This is a genomic window from Prevotella dentalis DSM 3688 (assembly GCF_000242335.1).
Taxonomy (GTDB): domain Bacteria; phylum Bacteroidota; class Bacteroidia; order Bacteroidales; family Bacteroidaceae; genus Prevotella; species Prevotella seregens.
Genome location: NC_019960.1, coordinates 1,792,312 through 1,809,599, shown reverse-complemented (window position 1 = coordinate 1,809,599; position 17,288 = coordinate 1,792,312). Strand labels below are relative to the sequence as shown.

The window sequence follows — 17,288 nt, the reverse complement described above, 5'->3', positions numbered from 1 at the left end:
AACCTAAGGGTTTGTCCCGCCTTTTTCGTACCTTTGCACACTGGAATATAAACGTTTATCAACAGATATGGCATTAAAATGTGGTATTGTGGGCCTGCCCAACGTAGGCAAGTCCACCTTGTTCAACTGCCTGTCCAGTGCCAAGGCACAGGCAGCCAACTTTCCTTTTTGTACGATAGAGCCCAACCTGGGGGTCATCACCGTGCCCGACGAGCGGCTTGCGCGCCTGGCCGAGATTGTGCATCCGGGCCGCATCGTGCCCGCCACCTGCGAGATTGTCGACATTGCTGGGCTGGTGCGAGGCGCCTCCAAGGGCGAGGGGCTGGGCAACAAGTTCCTGGGCAACATCCGTGAGTGCGACGCCATCATCCACGTCATCCGCTGCTTCGACGACGACAACGTGGTGCGCGAGGGCGGTATGGCCGTAGATCCCATTGCCGACAAGGAAATCATCGACACCGAGCTCCAGCTCAAGGACCTCGAGACCGTGGAGTCGCAGCTGCCCAAGCAGGAGAAAATCGCCGCCACGGGCAACAAGGATGCCAAGGTGCTCGTGGGCGTGCTCAAGGCCTACAAGGCCGCGCTGGCCCAGGGACAGAACGCCCGCAGCGTCGCCTTCGACAGCAAGGAGGAGCAGCAGGCCGCCCGCGACCTCTTCCTGCTCACCACCAAACCCGTGCTCTACGTGTGCAACGTGGACGAGACGGCCGCCCGGGAGGGCAACGCCTACAGCCGCCAGATTGAGGAGATGGCCGCCCGGGAGGGGGCCGAGGCCATGGTCATCGCCGCCAAGACCGAGGAAGACATTGCCTCGCTCGACAGCTACGAGGACAAGCAGCTCTTCCTCGACGAGCTGGGACTGGAGGAGAGCGGCGTGAACCGCCTCATCAAAAAGGCCTACCACCTGCTCAACCTGCAGACCTTTATCACGGCCGGCGAGATGGAGGTGAAGGCCTGGACCTTCCACAAGGGCTGGAAAGCACCGCAGTGTGCCGGCGTCATCCACACCGACTTCGAGAAAGGATTCATCCGCGCCGAGGTCATCAAATACGAGGATTACCTGCAATACGGCTCCGAGAGTGCCGTGCGCGAGGCCGGCAAGCTCGGCATCGAGGGCAAGGAATATGTGGTGCAGGACGGCGACATCATGCACTTCAGGTTCAACGTGTAGGTAGTCTCCCCCGCCTCCCTCCCCAAGGAAAGGGCAACGAAATACCGGGACTGCTCACCAATTTTGAATGCTGAATGCTCAATTTTGAATTGCCAACGATCACAAAACAACGGGGCTTGCAGCTTCATTTTGAATTTTGAATGATGAATTTTGAATTGTTATACATTGTCTGGAACCCCAGCGAGGTGATATTCCACCTTGGCAGCTTCGGCATACGCTGGTATTCCATGTGCTGGCTTGTGGGTCTGCTGCTGGGCTATCTGCTCATGCGCCGGCTCTACAAGGAGCAGAGCATCGCCGACGAGAAGCTCGACCCCCTCTTTGTCTACATCTTTTTGAGCGTGCTCATCGGTGCGCGGCTGGGCCACTGCCTGTTCTATCAGCCCGACTATTTCCTCTCCTCGTGGACCCACTTCGTGGAGATGCTGCTGCCCATCCACCACATGCCCGACGGCTCTTGGAGGTACGTGGGCTTCGAAGGCCTCGCCTCGCACGGCGGAGTCATCGGTATGATACTGGCCATCCTGCTCTACAGCCGCAACGTCAAGGTGCCCGTGTGGACGGTGCTCGACAATATGGGCGTCTGTTCCTGCATCACGGCCACTTTCATCCGGCTGGGCAACCTCATGAATTCAGAGATTATCGGCAAAGTGACCGACGTGCCCTGGGCCTTCATCTTCGAGCGCGTGGACTCCCATCCGCGCCATCCCGGCCAGCTTTACGAGGCCCTGGCCTACGCCCTCTTCTTCTTCATCATCTACGCCGTCTACCGTCGGCGGCGCGACCGCGTGGGCACGGGCTACTTCTTCGGGCTCTGCATTACGCTGGTGTTCACCGCCCGCTTCTTCATCGAATACACCAAGGACATCCAGGTAGACTTCGAGTCGGGCATGCCGCTCGACATGGGCCAGCTGCTCTCCATCCCGTTCATCGCCATCGGCCTCTACTGCATGTTCGGCCGTAAAGGCATGCGAAAGCTCGGGGCCAAGTAGCCGCCGGCGGCGCATCACCGGCCCGCGCCACCGCCACCACCGTGTCATCGCCTCACCATCACGGCGAAATCGCAAGGCCGTTGCGCCGTAACCGCGCTGTGAAAACGCCGTAATCGCGCTGCCGTTACGCCGCAATCGCGCGGCGTTTACGGCGTCGTCGCAGGGCCATAACGGGGCCGTCACGGCGAGGCTGCCGCCCCGCCATCAGGCCGCCACCGCCCACCGACACGCACGCCTACGGCCCCACAGACCCACATTTATTTGAAAAACCCCAAAAAGAAAGGCCGCAATCAAGCGGCCTTTCTCGTAAATTGTGTATCTTTGTCCGTTGAAACCAACGCATGACCCAAGATCAAACAGATATGACCTACACCAGAATGACACCCGCCGAGGCGGCATCCCTCATCCACGATCAGGACAAACTGGCCCTGAGCGGCTTCACCCCCAACGGCAATCCCAAGGCCGTGTTCCGCGAACTCTCCCGCCGTGCCGTCCGCGAGCACGAGTCGGGACGGCCCTTTGCCGTGGGCATCTACACCGGTGCCTCGTCGTGCCAGAGCGTCGAGGGCGACATGGCCAATGCCCACGCCATCGCTTTCCGCGCACCGTTCTCCACCAACAAGGACTTCCGCACCCACACCAATCTGGGCGAGGTGGACTACGAGGACATGCACCTGGGCCACATGAGCGAGCGCATGCGCCACGGATTCTACGGCGAGTTCGACTGGGCCATCCTCGAAGTGAGCGGCATCGACGAGGGCCCCGACGAGTGCCGCGCCTACCTCACCACGGCCGGCGGCATCGCCACCACGGCTGCCCGCCTGGCCAAGCGCGTCATCCTGGAGCTCAACACCTTTCACAACCCCAACGCCCGACTGCTCCACGACACCTACGAGCCGGGCGACAACGGCTCGGGGCGGGGCCCGATGAACGTCATCCGGCCCTACGACCGCCTGGGCGAAAACTACATCAGCATCGACCCGAAGAAGATTGTGGGCGTGGTGGAATGCTGCATTCCCGAGGAGGCGCGCGCCTTCAAGGCCGTCGACGAGTTCACCGCCGCCATCGGAAACAACCTTGCCGAGTTTCTCGTGGCCGACCTCAAGGCCGGCCGCATACCGCCCCAGTTCCTGCCCATACAGAGCGGCGTGGGCGCCACGGGCAATGCCGTGCTGGCCGCGCTGGGCACGCATCCGGGCATTCCAAGGTTCAATGTGTACAGCGAAGTGGTGCAGGACGCAGCCATAGACTGGATGCTCAAGGGCAAGATTATCGACGCTTCGGCCACCGCCATGACCGTGACCAACGAGTGTCTGCAGCGCGTTTACGACAACATGGACTACCTGTCGCAGCACCTCACCATCCGCCAATGCGAGGTGGCCAACTCGCCGGAGGTCATCCGCCGACTGGGCGTCATCGCCCTGAACACGGCTCTCGAGTGCGACATCTACGGCAACGAGAACTCCAGCCACGTGTGCGGCTCGGCCCTGATGAACGGTATCGGCGGCTCGTGCGACTACGAGCGCAACGGCTATATCAGTGTCTTCACCACGCCGTCCGTGGCCAAAGGCGGCAAGATTTCGGCCATCGTGCCCATGTGCTGCCACGTGGACTCCACCGAGCACGACGTGGATGTCATCGTGACCGAGCAGGGCGTGGCCGACCTGCGCGGCAAGGGCCCCGTGCGACGCGCCCACGAAATCATCGAGCACTGCGCCCATCCGGACTACCGTCCGCTGCTGCGCGACTACCTGCAGCACGTGGCTCCCGTGGGCCACGAGCCGCAGAGCATGACAGCCGCCCTGGCTTTCCACGACACTTTCCTGCGTAAAGGAGACATGCGGCTCACCAACTTCGCCGAATATCTCAAATAGGAGCTCCGGCCCCTGCGCCTCTCACGCTGTGCTTTCGGCCAGCCCCTCCACCAACGCTGCGGCTCTGCGTGCCCGTCCTTTCGGGTCTCACGCGGAGCCGCAGAGCTTTTTAAGCTGAAGAAAAACTGAAAAACTCCCCCTCTCCGCGACTCTGCGTGAGGAGCGGCGGGCGGGAGACGAGGAGACGCAGAGCAGGAAACTGCGTGAGGAGGGGCTCTTAGTCGAGGCCCTCCTGCACCCTGTTACAGTACTGTTGCACCACGTCGAGCATGTCGGGCTCCAGATATGAGCACGCCTTTTCGTAGAATTGCTCGGGAATGTCGTAGAAAGCCTCGGCCAGTGCACCGCAGATAGCCGCCTTGGTGTCGGCGTCGCCGCGTGCCATCACCGCCTTGCGGATGGCGTCTTCAAAGTTCTCACTCTCCAGAAAACAGCGGATGGCCCACGGCACTGTCTCCTGACACGAGGCGTCGAAGTGGCCTTCTGCCCCTATCTTGTAGATGTCGCGCAGCCGCGGCAGCTCGTAGCCAAAATTACGTTTGACGGCACCTTCAATCTCTTCCTTGGTCATGCGGCACGTGCGCAACCAGTATACGAGCGTGGCGACGCACTGTGCGCCCCTGACGGCCTCCTTGTGCAGATGGCTGCAAATGGTGCAGAGACGGGCCTGGCGCAGCACCTCGTCGTAATCGTCGAACAGCCAGCCCACGGCCGACACGCGCATGGCCGCCCCGTTTCCCCACGAGTTGTGCGGCGCGGGGTCGGCCGCACGCAGCCACTCGCCGAACATGTCGCCGTAGCCGCCTTTGGGTTGAGGATAGCGGTTGCCCCAGTCGTGCAGGGCCGTGCGGTAGTCGCGGCCGTTCAGTATAGCGTCGGCCACGGCCACGGTCATCACGGTGTCGTCGGTGTAGTTGCACCGCGGCTTGTCCATAAACAGGTCGAACTGGCTCTCCGGCGTCTCGTCAAACTCGAAACGCGAACCGATGATGTCTCCGATAATTGCTCCAAACATGATAGATGAGTATTGGCTAATGGGTCATAAACTTAGGGTAACAGTGCTGCGACAGAGCCGCCGTGCACCGGCGTTCATCCCGTGAGCATGAACAGAAAAAGGAGTAGTGTGATGGTCTTGCCGGGCTTCATAAGCAGTCTGATAATCCAAAAAAGCCCTGTTCGCCCGCCGCAACAAGGGAGCTGTAGGCGTTGGGCCTTGTACTCCGACCGGGAATCGAACCCGGATCAAAGGTTTAGGAAACCTCCGTTCTATCCATTGAACTATCAGAGCCCGTGCTTCATCGCGTCGTCTGTGTCCGTCCAAGGGGCTGGCTGCATCCGTTCGAGGGGCTGCAACGACGCGTCTGCCGTGCAAAGATAAGGCATTTTTCTCGAAATCACAAGAAAACGACCGAAAAACTGTCACGCCGTGATGGCAGTTTCCCGGCTGTCTGTTGGACTTGCGCAGGGACGGTGCACGATGGGCGGGCTACTCGTCAGTGTTGGAAAAGCCTGGCTCCGTGCACCCAAGAAGAGGGCGGACAGGGCCAGGCTGCAAAGGATAGGCTTCGTATCGGGTCAGGCTTTTTTTCGTGCCGAATCAGGTTTTTCTGAACTTCTCGGTCTGTTCCCGGATGAGCGCGGCATCGTCAAAATAGTTGATGCGCATGGCCCGACGCACCTCGTCCATGGTCTGGGCGGCCGCCTCTCGGGCGTCATCGGAGCCCCGCTTCAGGATGTTGAATATCTCCGGAATGTCCTGTTCGTACTCCCGGCGGCGGCGGCGAATGGGGTCGAGCATGCGGTCGATGACGCTGTTCAACAGCTTCTTGCACTTCATGTCGCCGATGCCTCCGGCCGTGTAGGCGGCCTTGAGCTCGTCCAAATTGCGGAATTCGGGCCAGAAATCAGCGAAGTCCTGGTCGGTGGAGAAAGCGTCGAGATAGGTGAACACGGCGTTGCCCTCCACGTGTCCGGGGTCTGACACGTTGAGGTGCGTGGGGTCGGTGTACATGCTTTTCACCTTGGCCCACACGGTATCCTTGTCGTCTGAGAGGTAGATGCAGTTGCCGAGGCTCTTCGACATCTTCTCCTTGCCGTCGGTTCCGGGCAGCCGTCGGGCCGTGGCGTTCTCGGGCAGCATGATGCTGGGCTCCACAAGCACGGGCCCATAAGTCTGGTTAAACCGGTTCACCAGCTCGCGCGTGAGCTCAATCATCGGCTCCTGGTCCTCGCCGACAGGGATAGTTGTAGCCTTGAAGGCCGCGATGTCGGCGGCCTGCGACACGGGGTAGCAGAAGAAACCGAGGGGCACCGACGAGCTCTCGAAGCCGCGCATCTTCACCTCGGTCTTCACCGTGGGGTTGCGTTGCACGCGGCTCACGCTCACGATGTTCATCAGATAGGTGGTGAGTTCGGCCAGCTCGGGTATGCAACTCTGGATATAAAGCGTGCATTTCCCGGGGTCGAGGCCGGCCGAAAGATAGTCGAGTGCCACCTCGACAATGTTCTGGCGAATCTTCTCGGGGTTGTCAGCGTTGTCGGTCAAGGCCTGTACGTCGGCCATAAAGACGAACATACGCTCGTAGTCGCCCTCGTTTTGCAGCTGCACGCGACGGCGCAGACTGCCTACATAGTGTCCCAAATGGAGCTTGCCCGTAGGGCGGTCACCTGTCAAGATAATCTTTCCCATTATACTGTTTTACGTTCTGTTTGTTCCGTTTGCCGTGCAAAGGTAGCATTATTTCTTCAAAGGGGCCGGCTCGGGGCCCGAAAAATCGCGTGCCGCCGGCCGCACCACGGGCCTGTTGCCCCAGCCCCACGCCCTGCGGCTCATGTACACAGCCACCGTCTTGAGCCGCACATAGTCCTCGCTCAGGTACATGTAGCCGCCCAGAGCGTTGCCCGTTCCCCAGGAGTTCTTGGCCAGATAGTACCGCCGCCCCCGGCTGTCGCGAGCCAGTCCGCAGAGTTCCATGCAGTGGTCGTCGGTGGTGCGGCGGGCCTCGAAGTCGCGTTGCCGCAGGGCCTGCGCCGAGGCGCCGTCCACCCGGCGGGGCATCGTGGCGATGCCGTCGGCAAAGCAAAAGCCGGGCTCACTCACGTCGCCCTCCCAGCATACGGGGTGACCGGCGCGCAGGGCACGCTCCACATGGCGCATCATCACGCCGATCGGCACGTTCAGGAAGCTGTCGCGCAGCTGGTTGTCGGGCACTTCCAGCACAAAGGCGCGGCCGAAAGGATGGTGCGTGAAGCTGGTCACGGCCAGGTATTCGCCGGGCAGACACACGCTGTGGGCAAACTCGTGGGGCGTGTATTCGGCCCCGAACATGAACACCGCACGGGGCACATAGCCCGTCTCGCGGTCGAGCAGGCTCTCCAGCCGCCCGTCGAGCCGGGCCACTGAGCCCGCCCCACGCGCCACCTGCCGCACCTTGCGGGCCAGCACGTCGTAGTTCACGGTCTGGCGGTTGCCGTAGGCATCATGGTCTTCGGCCCCGTAGCGTTGCAGCAATTGCAGGGCCATCGATGCCGTACCGCGCAGCAACACGTCGGCCGTGCGTCGGGTGAAGAAGTAGGTACGGGCCTGGTCGGCGAGCAGCTGCCGCGCCAGATAGTCGGTCGAGAGGTTCACGGAGTCGCCCGCCATGAGGTGTTCCGACTCGATGGTGGCCAGCATGGCATAGAGCCAACACAGGGGGCTGCGGCCCTGATTCTTCACCGGCGTGGTGCGCACCACGGCTTCGTTCCTCATCCCGTCCACGGCCGAGCTCTCGCGGCCGCCCTTTCCCGCCGGACGCGAGCAGCCGGCCACGAGGGCCAGAACGGCCGCCGCCACGGTCGCGCGGGCAGTGATTTGCAGATGCTTCATACCTGCAAAGTTACGAAAAAAGCCGTTTTCGGCTTCACCTTCCTGCCTTTTTTGCTACCTTTGCACCCATGAATTTGCAACCCACCGACTTTGAAATCATGGCCCCCGTGGGCTCCCGCGAGTCGCTTGCGGCCGCCATTCAGGCCGGGGCCGACTCCGTTTACTTCGGCATCGGCCGCCTCAACATGCGGTCGCACAGCGCCAACCACTTCGACATCAACGACCTGCACGAGATTGCCGACACCTGCAACAGCCACGGCATCAAGACTTATCTCACGGTGAACACCGTTATCTACGATGCCGACCTCACGGCCATGCGCGAAATCATCGACGCTGCACGCGCCGCCGGCATCACGGCAGTCATCGCCTCCGACGTGGCCGTGATGGCCTATTGCCGGCAGACCGGCGTGGAGGTGCACCTCTCCACGCAGCTCAACATCAGCAACATCGAGGCCCTGAAGTTCTATGCCCGGTTTGCCGACGTGGCCGTACTGGCCCGCGAACTCAACCTGGAGCAGGTGGCACACATCCACCAAGAGATTGCCAACCAGCACATCTGCGGCCCCCTGGGACAGCCCGTGCGCATCGAAATGTTCTGTCACGGCGCGCTGTGCATGGCCGTCTCGGGCAAGTGCTACATGAGTCTGCACGACGCAAACCGCTCTGCCAACCGCGGCCAGTGCGTGCAGATATGCCGCCGCTCCTACACCGTGACCGACAACGAGACGGGCAACCAGCTGGAGATAGACAACAAATACATCATGAGTCCCAAGGACCTCAAGACCGTACGCTTCATCGACCGCATGATGAAGGCCGGCGTGCGGGTGTTCAAAATCGAGGGGCGCGCCCGCGGGCCGGAGTACGTACACACCGTGGTGCAGTGCTACAAGGAGGCCGTCGGGGCCGTGCTCGACGGCACATTCACCGAAGCGCGCAAGGACGAATGGGACCGCCGGCTGGCCACCGTCTTCAACCGCGGCTTCTGGGACGGCTACTACCAGGGCCAGACCCTGGGCGAATGGAACAAGGGCTACGGCTCGATGGCCACCGAGCGCAAGGTGCTCGTGGGCAAGGTAACCAAGTATTTCTCGCGTCTGGGCGTGGCAGAGATTGCCGTCGAAGCGGCGCCCTTTGCCGTGGGCGACCGTCTGCTCATCACGGGCAACACCACCGGCGCCCTCTATCTCGACGCCACCGAGATACGCTACGAGCTGCAACCCACGCCGCGCGCCGAGCAGGGCTGCCACGTCTCCATCCCCGTGCCGCGCAAGGTGAGGGAGGGCGACAAGTTCTTCAAGATTGAGAGCCTCTCCCGACCCCTCCCGTAGGAGGGGAGGACGACCGCCCGTTTTTCATCGAACACCCACCCCACATGCAGGGCCACACTCGGTGTGTGGCCGTGAACATGCCACAAAACAAACGACATACGCAACATGAATACCGACAACAACCCACAGCACGCATGCCCCGCTCCCACCGGAGAAACCGCAAGTAGCGTGCAATCCATCAACCAACTCCAGGACGAGGTGATCGAACAATTCGCCGATTTCGACGACTGGATGGACAAATACCAGATGCTCATCGACCTGGGCAACGACCTGGCACCCCTCGACGACCGCTACAAGACCGAGCAAAACCTCATTGACGGCTGCCAGAGCCGCGTGTGGCTGCAGTGCGACCACGTGGACGGCCGGCTTGTTTTCGCCGCCGACAGCGACGCACTCATCGTCAAGGGCATCATTGCCCTGCTCATTCGGGTCATCAGCGGCCACACGCCGCAGGAGATTCTCGATGCCGACCTCTACTTCATCGAGCGCATCGGACTGCGCGAGCACCTCTCCCCCACCCGCAGCAACGGGCTGCTGGCCATGGTCAAGAAGGTCAAGGCCTACGCTCTTGCTTTCAGCATGCAGCCCTGACACGCCATGCGCAAGCTCAAGACCATCGAGATGCGGCGGCTCTCGCTCGAACAGTTCCGCGAGGCGCCGAAGCTGCCGCTCGTCGTCGTGCTCGACGACGTGCGCAGCCTTTACAACGTGGGCAGCGTGTTCCGCTCGTGCGATGCCTTTCGGGTCGAGGCTGTTTACCTGTGCGGCATCACCGCCTGTCCGCCCCATGCCGAGATTCACAAGACGGCCCTGGGCGGCGAAGACTCCGTGGCATGGCGTTATTTCGCCCATGCCGACGATGCCGTGCACGAGTTGCACCGGCGCGGATACCACGTCTACAGCATCGAGCAGGTGGAGGGTTCCACCAAGCTCCAGCAGCTCGGCGAGTCACTTCGCGCGCAATCTTCCTCGTCCCTTGAGGGAACATGCGGGCAGGAAGAAGCCCAAAGTCCGTCCTTTGCAGGGGTGCGGGGGCAGGCTGTGGTCTTCGGCAACGAGGTGAAGGGCGTGCACCAGAGCGTGGTCGACCTGTGCGACGGCTGCCTGGAGATACCCCAGTTTGGCACCAAACACTCGCTCAACGTCAGCGTCACGGCCGGCATTGTGGTCTGGGAGTTTGCCCGCCATCTGCTTTTGGACAAGGACACGCCCCAGCCATAAGGGGCCACCGCCAAAGCTCAGGGCCACCTTCGTTTTGGCTTCAATCCACCTTTATTCCGGCTCCCGCCGGCATTCGTTTCACCACCACGCCGTTTTCACCCCGCGTCCGCGCCGTTTTCGCGATGCGATTACGGTGTTTTCGTCTTGCGTCCACGCCGTTATCGCGATGCGTTTACGGCGTGGTTGTTTTGTCCCCACGCCGTGGCCGTTTCCATATCCCGCCGCCATCACCCCACGCCAATACCGTACCAACCGGATCAGACCTGGTAAAAAACGTTAAACTCAACGCTCCATGGCCCCCGTTCCAACATTTTGACCTACCTTTGTCACGCAAACTAATCTACGGCACCAACGGCCCGACCCACATCGTCGCGGCCCGACCGCTCACATCAAGCACCATCAATATTTACCCCTTAATAATAACATGCCTATGAAGAAACTGTTTACAATCACAGCAGTATGCCTGTCGCTGGCCGCCAACGCCACCGCACAGACCCGAAAAACCTGGGACCTGACCAAGGGTTTCAGCGCCACTTCCATGTACTATCTGCAGCAGGATGCCGCAGCAGGAACGAACTGGGTGGACAAGAAAACCGAGAAGAACCCCGTATATTTTGAATCGAAAGCCCGCAAGGCCGGGCCGCTGACGGCCACCGTGAACGGCAACGCCGTGACCATTCACGAGACCGAGGGACTCGTCTTCAACGCCACGGGGGCCGCCCATCTCAACATCTACTCCAACGCCGAAGGCCAGTGCTGCATCTGGCTCAACGGCAAGAAAGCCCAGGACCAGCTGGTCATTCCCAAGGTGCCGGCCGGCGAGAAGATCACCATCGACTACGAGACCCACAAGGCCAACGAGGCCCGCGGCTTCAAAAGCATCACCGACGGCTTCGTGGATGCCGCAGACGGCGGCAAGAAGCAGTGGACCACCAAGACGCGCGACACGGCCGTCGTGGTGAACAACAGCGGTAGCGACGCCGACTATACCATCCAGGCCACCAGCGGTTTCCACATCTATTCCATCGTCATCGGGCAGGGCGACGCCCCCAACGACTCGAAAGAAAAGGTGGGATATGTCTATTCCGGCGAGCTCTCGGCCGACCTGGCCTATGCCCTGCTCTCGGCCGACGACGAGCTGCTGGTGACCCCGCTCGACGCCTCCACCACGCTCACGCGTGAGCAGCTGCAGGGCTTCGACCTGAATGTGCTCAGCTCCACCATCCCGGCCGACAATGCCAACGTGGGCCTGCTCAAGGAGGTGCAGCCCTTTGTGCCCACCCTCAACCTCAACGCCCGCCTCTACAATGCCTGGGGCTACGGCGAGGCCGTGCCCACCGAGCAAGTGGCCGGCGCCACCGGCAAGCCGGGGCTGCCGCTGTTCAACGGCCTCGATCTCATCGACGGCTCCGATGCCGGCCTCGGCGAAAACGAGAAAGCCCTGGCCTTCTCCACCGAAGCTCCCATCACGGGCGTGCGTCTCGGGGCCTACTATGCCGGCGACGACACGCTGGCCACGGTGCTCGGACAGCCCGACGTGGTGGCCATTCACCAGCACAACATCAGCCACAACGGCTACCTCTACCTGCCCCTCTCGGCCGAAGTGCTGGCCTCGGGCTACAACGCCGGAGCGTTGCTGGACAACGCCATCAGCATGCTCACGGCCTCGAAGGCCGCCATCACCGCCACGACGCTGCCCGCTTTCAGCGTGCACTACGCCCAGCAGCAGGCCACAGTGACCATCGGCACGGCCGAGCCCTACGCCCAAATCTACTACACCACCGACGGCAGCGAGCCCGCCATCGGCACCGGCACGCGCTACGACGGTCCCTTCACGCTCACACAAGCATGCACCGTGCGCGCCGTCGCCCAGGGACAGGGCTATGAACCCAGCCTCGTGGCCGATACGCTCATACGCATGTACAACCAGGCCGAACGCCCCGTCATCAGCGTGAGCCAGGCCGACGATGCCGCCACCATCACCCTGAGCTGCGCCACCGAGGGCACGCAGATCTGGTACAACATGGGGGCTTCGGCCGACACCGTGCAGTCGCAGAAGTATGCCGGCCCCTTTGTCATCAACGACCATGCCGTGCTCACGGTCTTTGCCACGAGCCCCGACTACGTGCCCTCCGAACTCGTCACGAAAGAGATTTTTGTGCAGAACGACAAGGTCTACATCGACATTGCCAGCCACTTCGACGCCAGTGCCGTCTATGGTGGAACCAACGGCAAGGGCATGTTCTCCTGGGGCACCGGGGCCGTGAGCCAGGCCGACACGTCGGCCGAACCCATCGGAACCAAGACCGATGACGACGGCATCGAGAGCCCCGTCTATCCCGACCGCAAGCCCGAAACGTTCCCTGCCGACCTCACGGGCGTGGAGTGGTTCCTCGCCTCGCAGGGGCAGTCGATGGTTTGGCAGAACATTGCCCCGGGCAAGAGCGTGGGCGACCCCAACGGCTACAATCCCCTGTCGGCCGCAGACCTCGACACACTGTGCACCAAGAACGACGTGCAGTTCTACAAATTCGTCTCCGGCGAGTACAATGCACGCATCCAGAGCACCCGCACTTTCCGGGGGCCGTTCGACCTCGTGGCCTTCCTGGGCAACGCCAACAGCACGGGCAATGTGCAGCGCATGGGCTTCGAGACCTCGGCCGACGGCCAGACATGGACGCTCACGGGCGACACCGTGGTCATTGCCCAGCCCCAACGGCTGTGGAAAAAGGTCACCGTGGGCTACCGCGGCACCGACGAGGTGTACGTGCGGCTGCGCCAGCTCTCGGGCAACTCCGGCTGTCAGGTCTACGACATCTACGTGATGGCCAACGGCGAGAAGTCCAAACAGCGCGAGGCCGAGCTGCGTGAGGCCTACCTCACCGGCATCGACGTGCTGCCCACACCCGACGCCCGCGCCACCGTGCGCGCCGTCTACAACCTCAACGGCGTGCGCCTGCCCGCCCTGCAGCGCGGCATCAACATCGTGCGCATGAGCGACGGCACCACCCGCAAGGTCGTGAAGCGATAACCGGGCAGGGGGAGAAGAGCCATCTTCTCCCCCTCTCGTCTTCTCCAATCCCGTCTCCGCGCACCCTCATCCTCCCCCATAATATCCCTCATCCTCCCCTATTACCTCCTATCTCCTCTTATCATCTCCCATCCCCTCCTATAACCTCTCATCCCCTCCCAACCACTCATGAACCATCTTTACTCCCTCCTCTTTCCCCTTCTGCTCTCTGCACCCGCCGCCGCACAGCTGCCGGCCTTTCCCGGTGCCGAGGGCTTCGGCGCCCTGGCCACCGGCGGACGCGCCAGCCGCACCGTGGTGCACGTGACCAACCTCAATGCCACAGGCCCCGGTTCGCTGGCCGAAGCCCTCAACGGCAGCAACCGCATCGTGGTGTTCGACGTGGGCGGCATCATCCGCCTGTCGCCCAGCCAGATGGTCTCCATCGACCGGCACAGCAACATCACCGTGCTCGGACAGACCGCTCCGGGCGACGGCATCACCATCTACGGCAACCGCGTGCTCATCCGCAACTGCTCCAACGTCATCTTCCAATACGTCCGCATGCGCGGCTCCATCCGTATGGCACGCTCCGGCTGCACGCTCACCATGGACGGTGCGGAGAACGTAATCCTCGACCATTGCTCCATTTCGTGGGGCCGATGGGACAATGTTCACATCAAGAATGCCAACAACATCACCTGGCAAAACTGCATCATCGCCGAAGGAATAGACCCGCAACGCTTCGGGGCCATCACCGACGGCACGCGCAACTGGACCATCAGCCACTGCCTTTGGGCCAACAACAAGAGCCGCAATCCCAAGATGAAGTGCTACGCCCAGATGGTGAACTCCGTGGTCTACAACGGCGGCAACGGCGTGGTGGGCGGCCACTCGGCGGCCGACAACTACCAGGACCTCGTCAACAACTACTTCATTGCCGGGCCGCAGGGCGGCAGCAGCTACAGCCAGTGGACCGCCACCGACCACCTTTACCAGCGCGGCAACCTGATGGATGCCGACCGCGACGGCCAGCTCAACGGCACGCCCTACACCAATACCGGCTGCACCGACATGGATTCGCCACGTCACAGTCCTGCCGTTCCCGTGACGGTGGAGACGCCCGAGGCCGCCTACGCCTCGGTGCTGGCCCAAGCCGGCTGCAGCCGCGTCCGTGACACACACGACCTGCGCCTCGTCAACCAGCTGAAAAGTCTGGGCACCGAGGGCCGCATCATCGACTCCGAGGAGGACGTGGGCGGCATCGGCACGCTCAATGGAGGCCAGGCACCCGTCGACACCGACCGCGACGGCATACCCGACGACTGGGAGAAAGCCCACGGGCTCAACCCCGACGATGCGGCCGACGCCGTGGCCGACGCGCCCGACGGCTACCTCTGGATAGAGCATTATGCCCATTCGCTGACGGCCGCAACCTCGGCGCTCGCCTACCCCATGGACGTGAAGGTGACCCGGCTGGGCGGCGATGCCACCACGGCGGCCGTGAGCTGGACCAACGCCGACGACCGCGCCACGGCCGTTTTGCTGGAAATGAGCACCGACGGCGGCCCCTTTGTTCAAATCGATTCTCTGCCCGCCCGCTCCACCTTTCGCACGGTCACGGGCCTCGACCCCGACAAGATGTACAGCTTTCGACTGCGCACAACCGACGGCCAGAACCGTTCCGCCTATTCCGCCGTCGTCTCCATCAACGAGCCGGAGGGCATGCTTCCCGGCGGCGGCACGCCAGCCGACACAGAGGTGCTGCGCCCCGCCGAGGGCAGGCTCTACCGCATCATCTGCTATGCCAGCCGCTACTTCAACAGCGGGGCCAACATCAACGGCCCCGCGCAATACCTCACTGCGGGCAGCCACAACGGCCACACCACCCTGAACGCCACCACCAACTTCGACTGGCAAGACCCCGCCCTGCTCTGGTCCATCACGCAAGACGCCGCCGATCCCACGCGCTACAGCATCCGTACCTACAGTCGTAACCTCTGCCTGGCCCCCGTCATGACCGACGAATACATCACGCTCGACAGCACGTTGGCCGCCTCCTACAACATCACTTTCGTGGGCAACTACCAGCCGGCACAGTCGGGCCGCAAGGAGCCGCTGGCCTTCTTCCGCATCAATTCGCCCGACAACCAAGGCTTTCAAGTGCGTGGCCGCTCGGCCTCGCAGTGGCTCTGGGGCAGCGGCACGGTGGTGCGCGCCGACATGATATTCACCTTTCAGCCCGTCAGCACCAGCCTCATCAGTCCCTCCACGCAGATAATCGCGACCCGGGCAGACAGGAGCCAAGCAGGAATGGACGGGAGCCAGGCCTGGAAAGACGAGGCCTGGTACACGCTGCAAGGCGTTCGCGTGAGCCGTCCCACCCACGGCATCTACATCCACCAAGGGCGCATCACGGTGCGGCGGTAGGCTCCCCACAGCAGCTTTTGCCAGTGAAGTCCGGCCAGGCGTGCACCATTCGCACCCTGACCGGACTTCGCTTGTATGCCCTCTTCCGCCCCGCCAAACCGCCTTGAAACAAAAAAAATAGCCGGACGGGGGTTGGGAAACGGGCCGGCCGACCGTTATAAGAACAACGTTGCACCCACAAAGACATGACGCATACCCCTCAAGCCCATTCCGCAGAAAGCCGCACGACAGCCACAGAACGGCTGTTTCGCGCCCACTACGGCCGTCTGTTCCGGCTCGCCGTGGCCCTGCTCCACGACGAAGAAGAGGCCCGCGACGTGGTGGGCGAGGTGTTTGCGCGGATGCTCGACGGCCGGGACAGCTGCTGCACGCTGCCTTATCTGCTCGTGAGCACGCGCAATCGGTGCCTCGATCTCATCAGTCACAAGCGCGTGGGCGACCGGCTGCGGCGGCTGCTTACGGCCGAGACGGCCCCCGATCTGTCGCCTACAGACATCATCGATGCCCGCTACAACGAGCTGCTCCGGCAGGTTGACACGCTGCTCTCGCCCAAGACACGCAAAGTGTTCCGGCTGCGCTGCGACGAGCAATGCAGCTACAAGGCCATCGCTGCACGCCTGAACATCAGCGAGGCAGCCGTCTACAAGCACCTGCGCCAGGCGGTGACACAACTCAAAGCCCACTTTAATCCCGACCGATATGAACGCTAACGACAGCCTCGACAGGCTGCTCGACGCCCTCGAGCACCCCGACCACTACACCGAAGAAGAGCTGCAAAGTCTGCTCCATGACGAGGAGACAAGGGCCGGCTACCAGCTGCTGGCCGATGCCGCCAGTGCCTACCGCCGGGCGCGGACGGCCCCGGAGCTTTCGGCCGAGACGCTCGACGACGAATGGCGACGGCTGACAGGCCATGTCCCTATAGCCGCAACGGCAGCCGACAAGACGGGCGAGGGCATGGTTCCGACGCGTCGCCGCTGGCACATGGCGGCCGTTGGCGGCGCTGTGCTGTGCGTGTCGGGACTGGCATGGGCCGCCATCCACATCGCCCGCCACACGCCACCGCATCCACTTCCCAAGGCTCCCGCAGCCGTTGCGTGCCTCGATTCGGCTGCCACGACCCCATCGGCCGCTCCCGACACGGCCCTGCTCCCGCAGCCCGCACCCGCTCCCCGCCATCAGTTTGACAACGCGAGGCTGGGCGACATCGTGCAGAAAATGGCCGAATACTACCGTCTTCGCACCGCCTGCCACAACGACGAGGCAGCCCAACTGCGCCTGCATTACCTCTGGGATGGCGGCCAACCGGTGGAGAAAGCCGTGGAGACGCTGAACCGATTTGAGAAAGTGAACCTGACTTTTGCCGACAGCACCATCACCATCAACTGACCGCC

General features: G+C 62.5%; 13 protein-coding genes and 1 tRNA gene. 10 read left to right on the top strand and 4 right to left on the bottom strand.

Annotation, left to right across the window (positions count from 1 at the left end):
* Positions 1 to 67: 67 nt before the first annotated feature.
* The 3 genes from ychF (at position 68) to PREDE_RS07130 (ending at position 4,037) form a co-directional block, all read left to right on the top strand.
* The gene (gene ychF / locus PREDE_RS07140) at positions 68 to 1,171 is read left to right on the top strand and encodes a redox-regulated ATPase YchF (RefSeq protein WP_005845443.1); all 1,104 of its coding nucleotides are present in this window, start codon (positions 68 to 70) and stop codon (positions 1,169 to 1,171) included.
* Between the two features lie 143 nt (positions 1,172 to 1,314).
* Positions 1,315 to 2,163: a prolipoprotein diacylglyceryl transferase gene (gene lgt, locus PREDE_RS07135; RefSeq protein ID WP_015298600.1), complete on the top strand. Its 849-nt coding sequence runs from the start codon at positions 1,315 to 1,317 to the stop codon at positions 2,161 to 2,163.
* Between the two features lie 362 nt (positions 2,164 to 2,525).
* Positions 2,526 to 4,037, top strand: a complete 1,512-nt coding sequence (locus PREDE_RS07130) for an acetyl-CoA hydrolase/transferase C-terminal domain-containing protein (RefSeq protein ID WP_015298599.1) — start codon at positions 2,526 to 2,528, stop codon at positions 4,035 to 4,037.
* Positions 4,038 to 4,254: 217 nt separating this feature from the next.
* On the opposite strand, the gene PREDE_RS07125 is transcribed toward PREDE_RS07130, so the two are convergent.
* The 4 genes from PREDE_RS07125 to PREDE_RS07110 all read right to left on the bottom strand — a co-directional run bounded on the left by PREDE_RS07125 (position 4,255) and on the right by PREDE_RS07110 (position 7,905).
* Positions 4,255 to 5,052 (bottom strand): ADP-ribosylglycohydrolase family protein, encoded by a 798-nt coding sequence (locus PREDE_RS07125; RefSeq protein WP_005845437.1) that lies wholly within the window; start codon positions 5,050 to 5,052, stop codon positions 4,255 to 4,257.
* Positions 5,053 to 5,253: 201 nt separating this feature from the next.
* Positions 5,254 to 5,325 (bottom strand) — tRNA-Arg (locus PREDE_RS07120).
* Positions 5,326 to 5,634: 309 nt separating this feature from the next.
* Complete coding sequence (gene trpS, locus PREDE_RS07115; protein ID WP_005845435.1) at positions 5,635 to 6,726, bottom strand: tryptophan--tRNA ligase; 1,092 nt, start codon at positions 6,724 to 6,726, stop codon at positions 5,635 to 5,637.
* Between the two features lie 48 nt (positions 6,727 to 6,774).
* On the bottom strand, positions 6,775 to 7,905 hold the full coding sequence (locus PREDE_RS07110) for a C1 family peptidase (protein WP_005845433.1): 1,131 nt from the start codon (positions 7,903 to 7,905) through the stop codon (positions 6,775 to 6,777).
* Positions 7,906 to 7,973: 68 nt separating this feature from the next.
* On the opposite strand from PREDE_RS07110, the gene PREDE_RS07105 reads away from it, so the two are divergent.
* From PREDE_RS07105 to PREDE_RS07075, 7 genes are all read left to right on the top strand, one after another.
* Entirely contained in the window at positions 7,974 to 9,233 is a 1,260-nt protein-coding gene (locus PREDE_RS07105) for a peptidase U32 family protein (protein ID WP_005845431.1), read from the top strand.
* Between the two features lie 105 nt (positions 9,234 to 9,338).
* A complete protein-coding gene (locus PREDE_RS07100) occupies positions 9,339 to 9,824 on the top strand; it encodes a SufE family protein (protein ID WP_005845429.1) in 486 nt (161 codons plus the stop codon).
* A gap of 6 nt (positions 9,825 to 9,830) precedes the next feature.
* Positions 9,831 to 10,454: an RNA methyltransferase gene (locus PREDE_RS07095; protein ID WP_005845427.1), complete on the top strand. Its 624-nt coding sequence runs from the start codon at positions 9,831 to 9,833 to the stop codon at positions 10,452 to 10,454.
* A gap of 430 nt (positions 10,455 to 10,884) precedes the next feature.
* Positions 10,885 to 13,485 (top strand): chitobiase/beta-hexosaminidase C-terminal domain-containing protein, encoded by a 2,601-nt coding sequence (locus PREDE_RS07090; RefSeq protein ID WP_015298598.1) that lies wholly within the window; start codon positions 10,885 to 10,887, stop codon positions 13,483 to 13,485.
* 168 nt (positions 13,486 to 13,653) lie between these two features.
* Entirely contained in the window at positions 13,654 to 15,894 is a 2,241-nt protein-coding gene (locus PREDE_RS07085) for a fibronectin type III domain-containing protein (protein WP_005845423.1), read from the top strand.
* Between the two features lie 185 nt (positions 15,895 to 16,079).
* The gene (locus PREDE_RS07080; RefSeq protein WP_005845421.1) at positions 16,080 to 16,604 is read left to right on the top strand and encodes a sigma-70 family RNA polymerase sigma factor; all 525 of its coding nucleotides are present in this window, start codon (positions 16,080 to 16,082) and stop codon (positions 16,602 to 16,604) included.
* Positions 16,594 to 17,283: a FecR family protein gene (locus PREDE_RS07075; RefSeq protein ID WP_005845418.1), complete on the top strand. Its 690-nt coding sequence runs from the start codon at positions 16,594 to 16,596 to the stop codon at positions 17,281 to 17,283. Before PREDE_RS07080 ends, PREDE_RS07075 begins: the two co-directional genes overlap by 11 nt.
* The last annotated feature ends 5 nt before the right edge of the window (positions 17,284 to 17,288 follow it).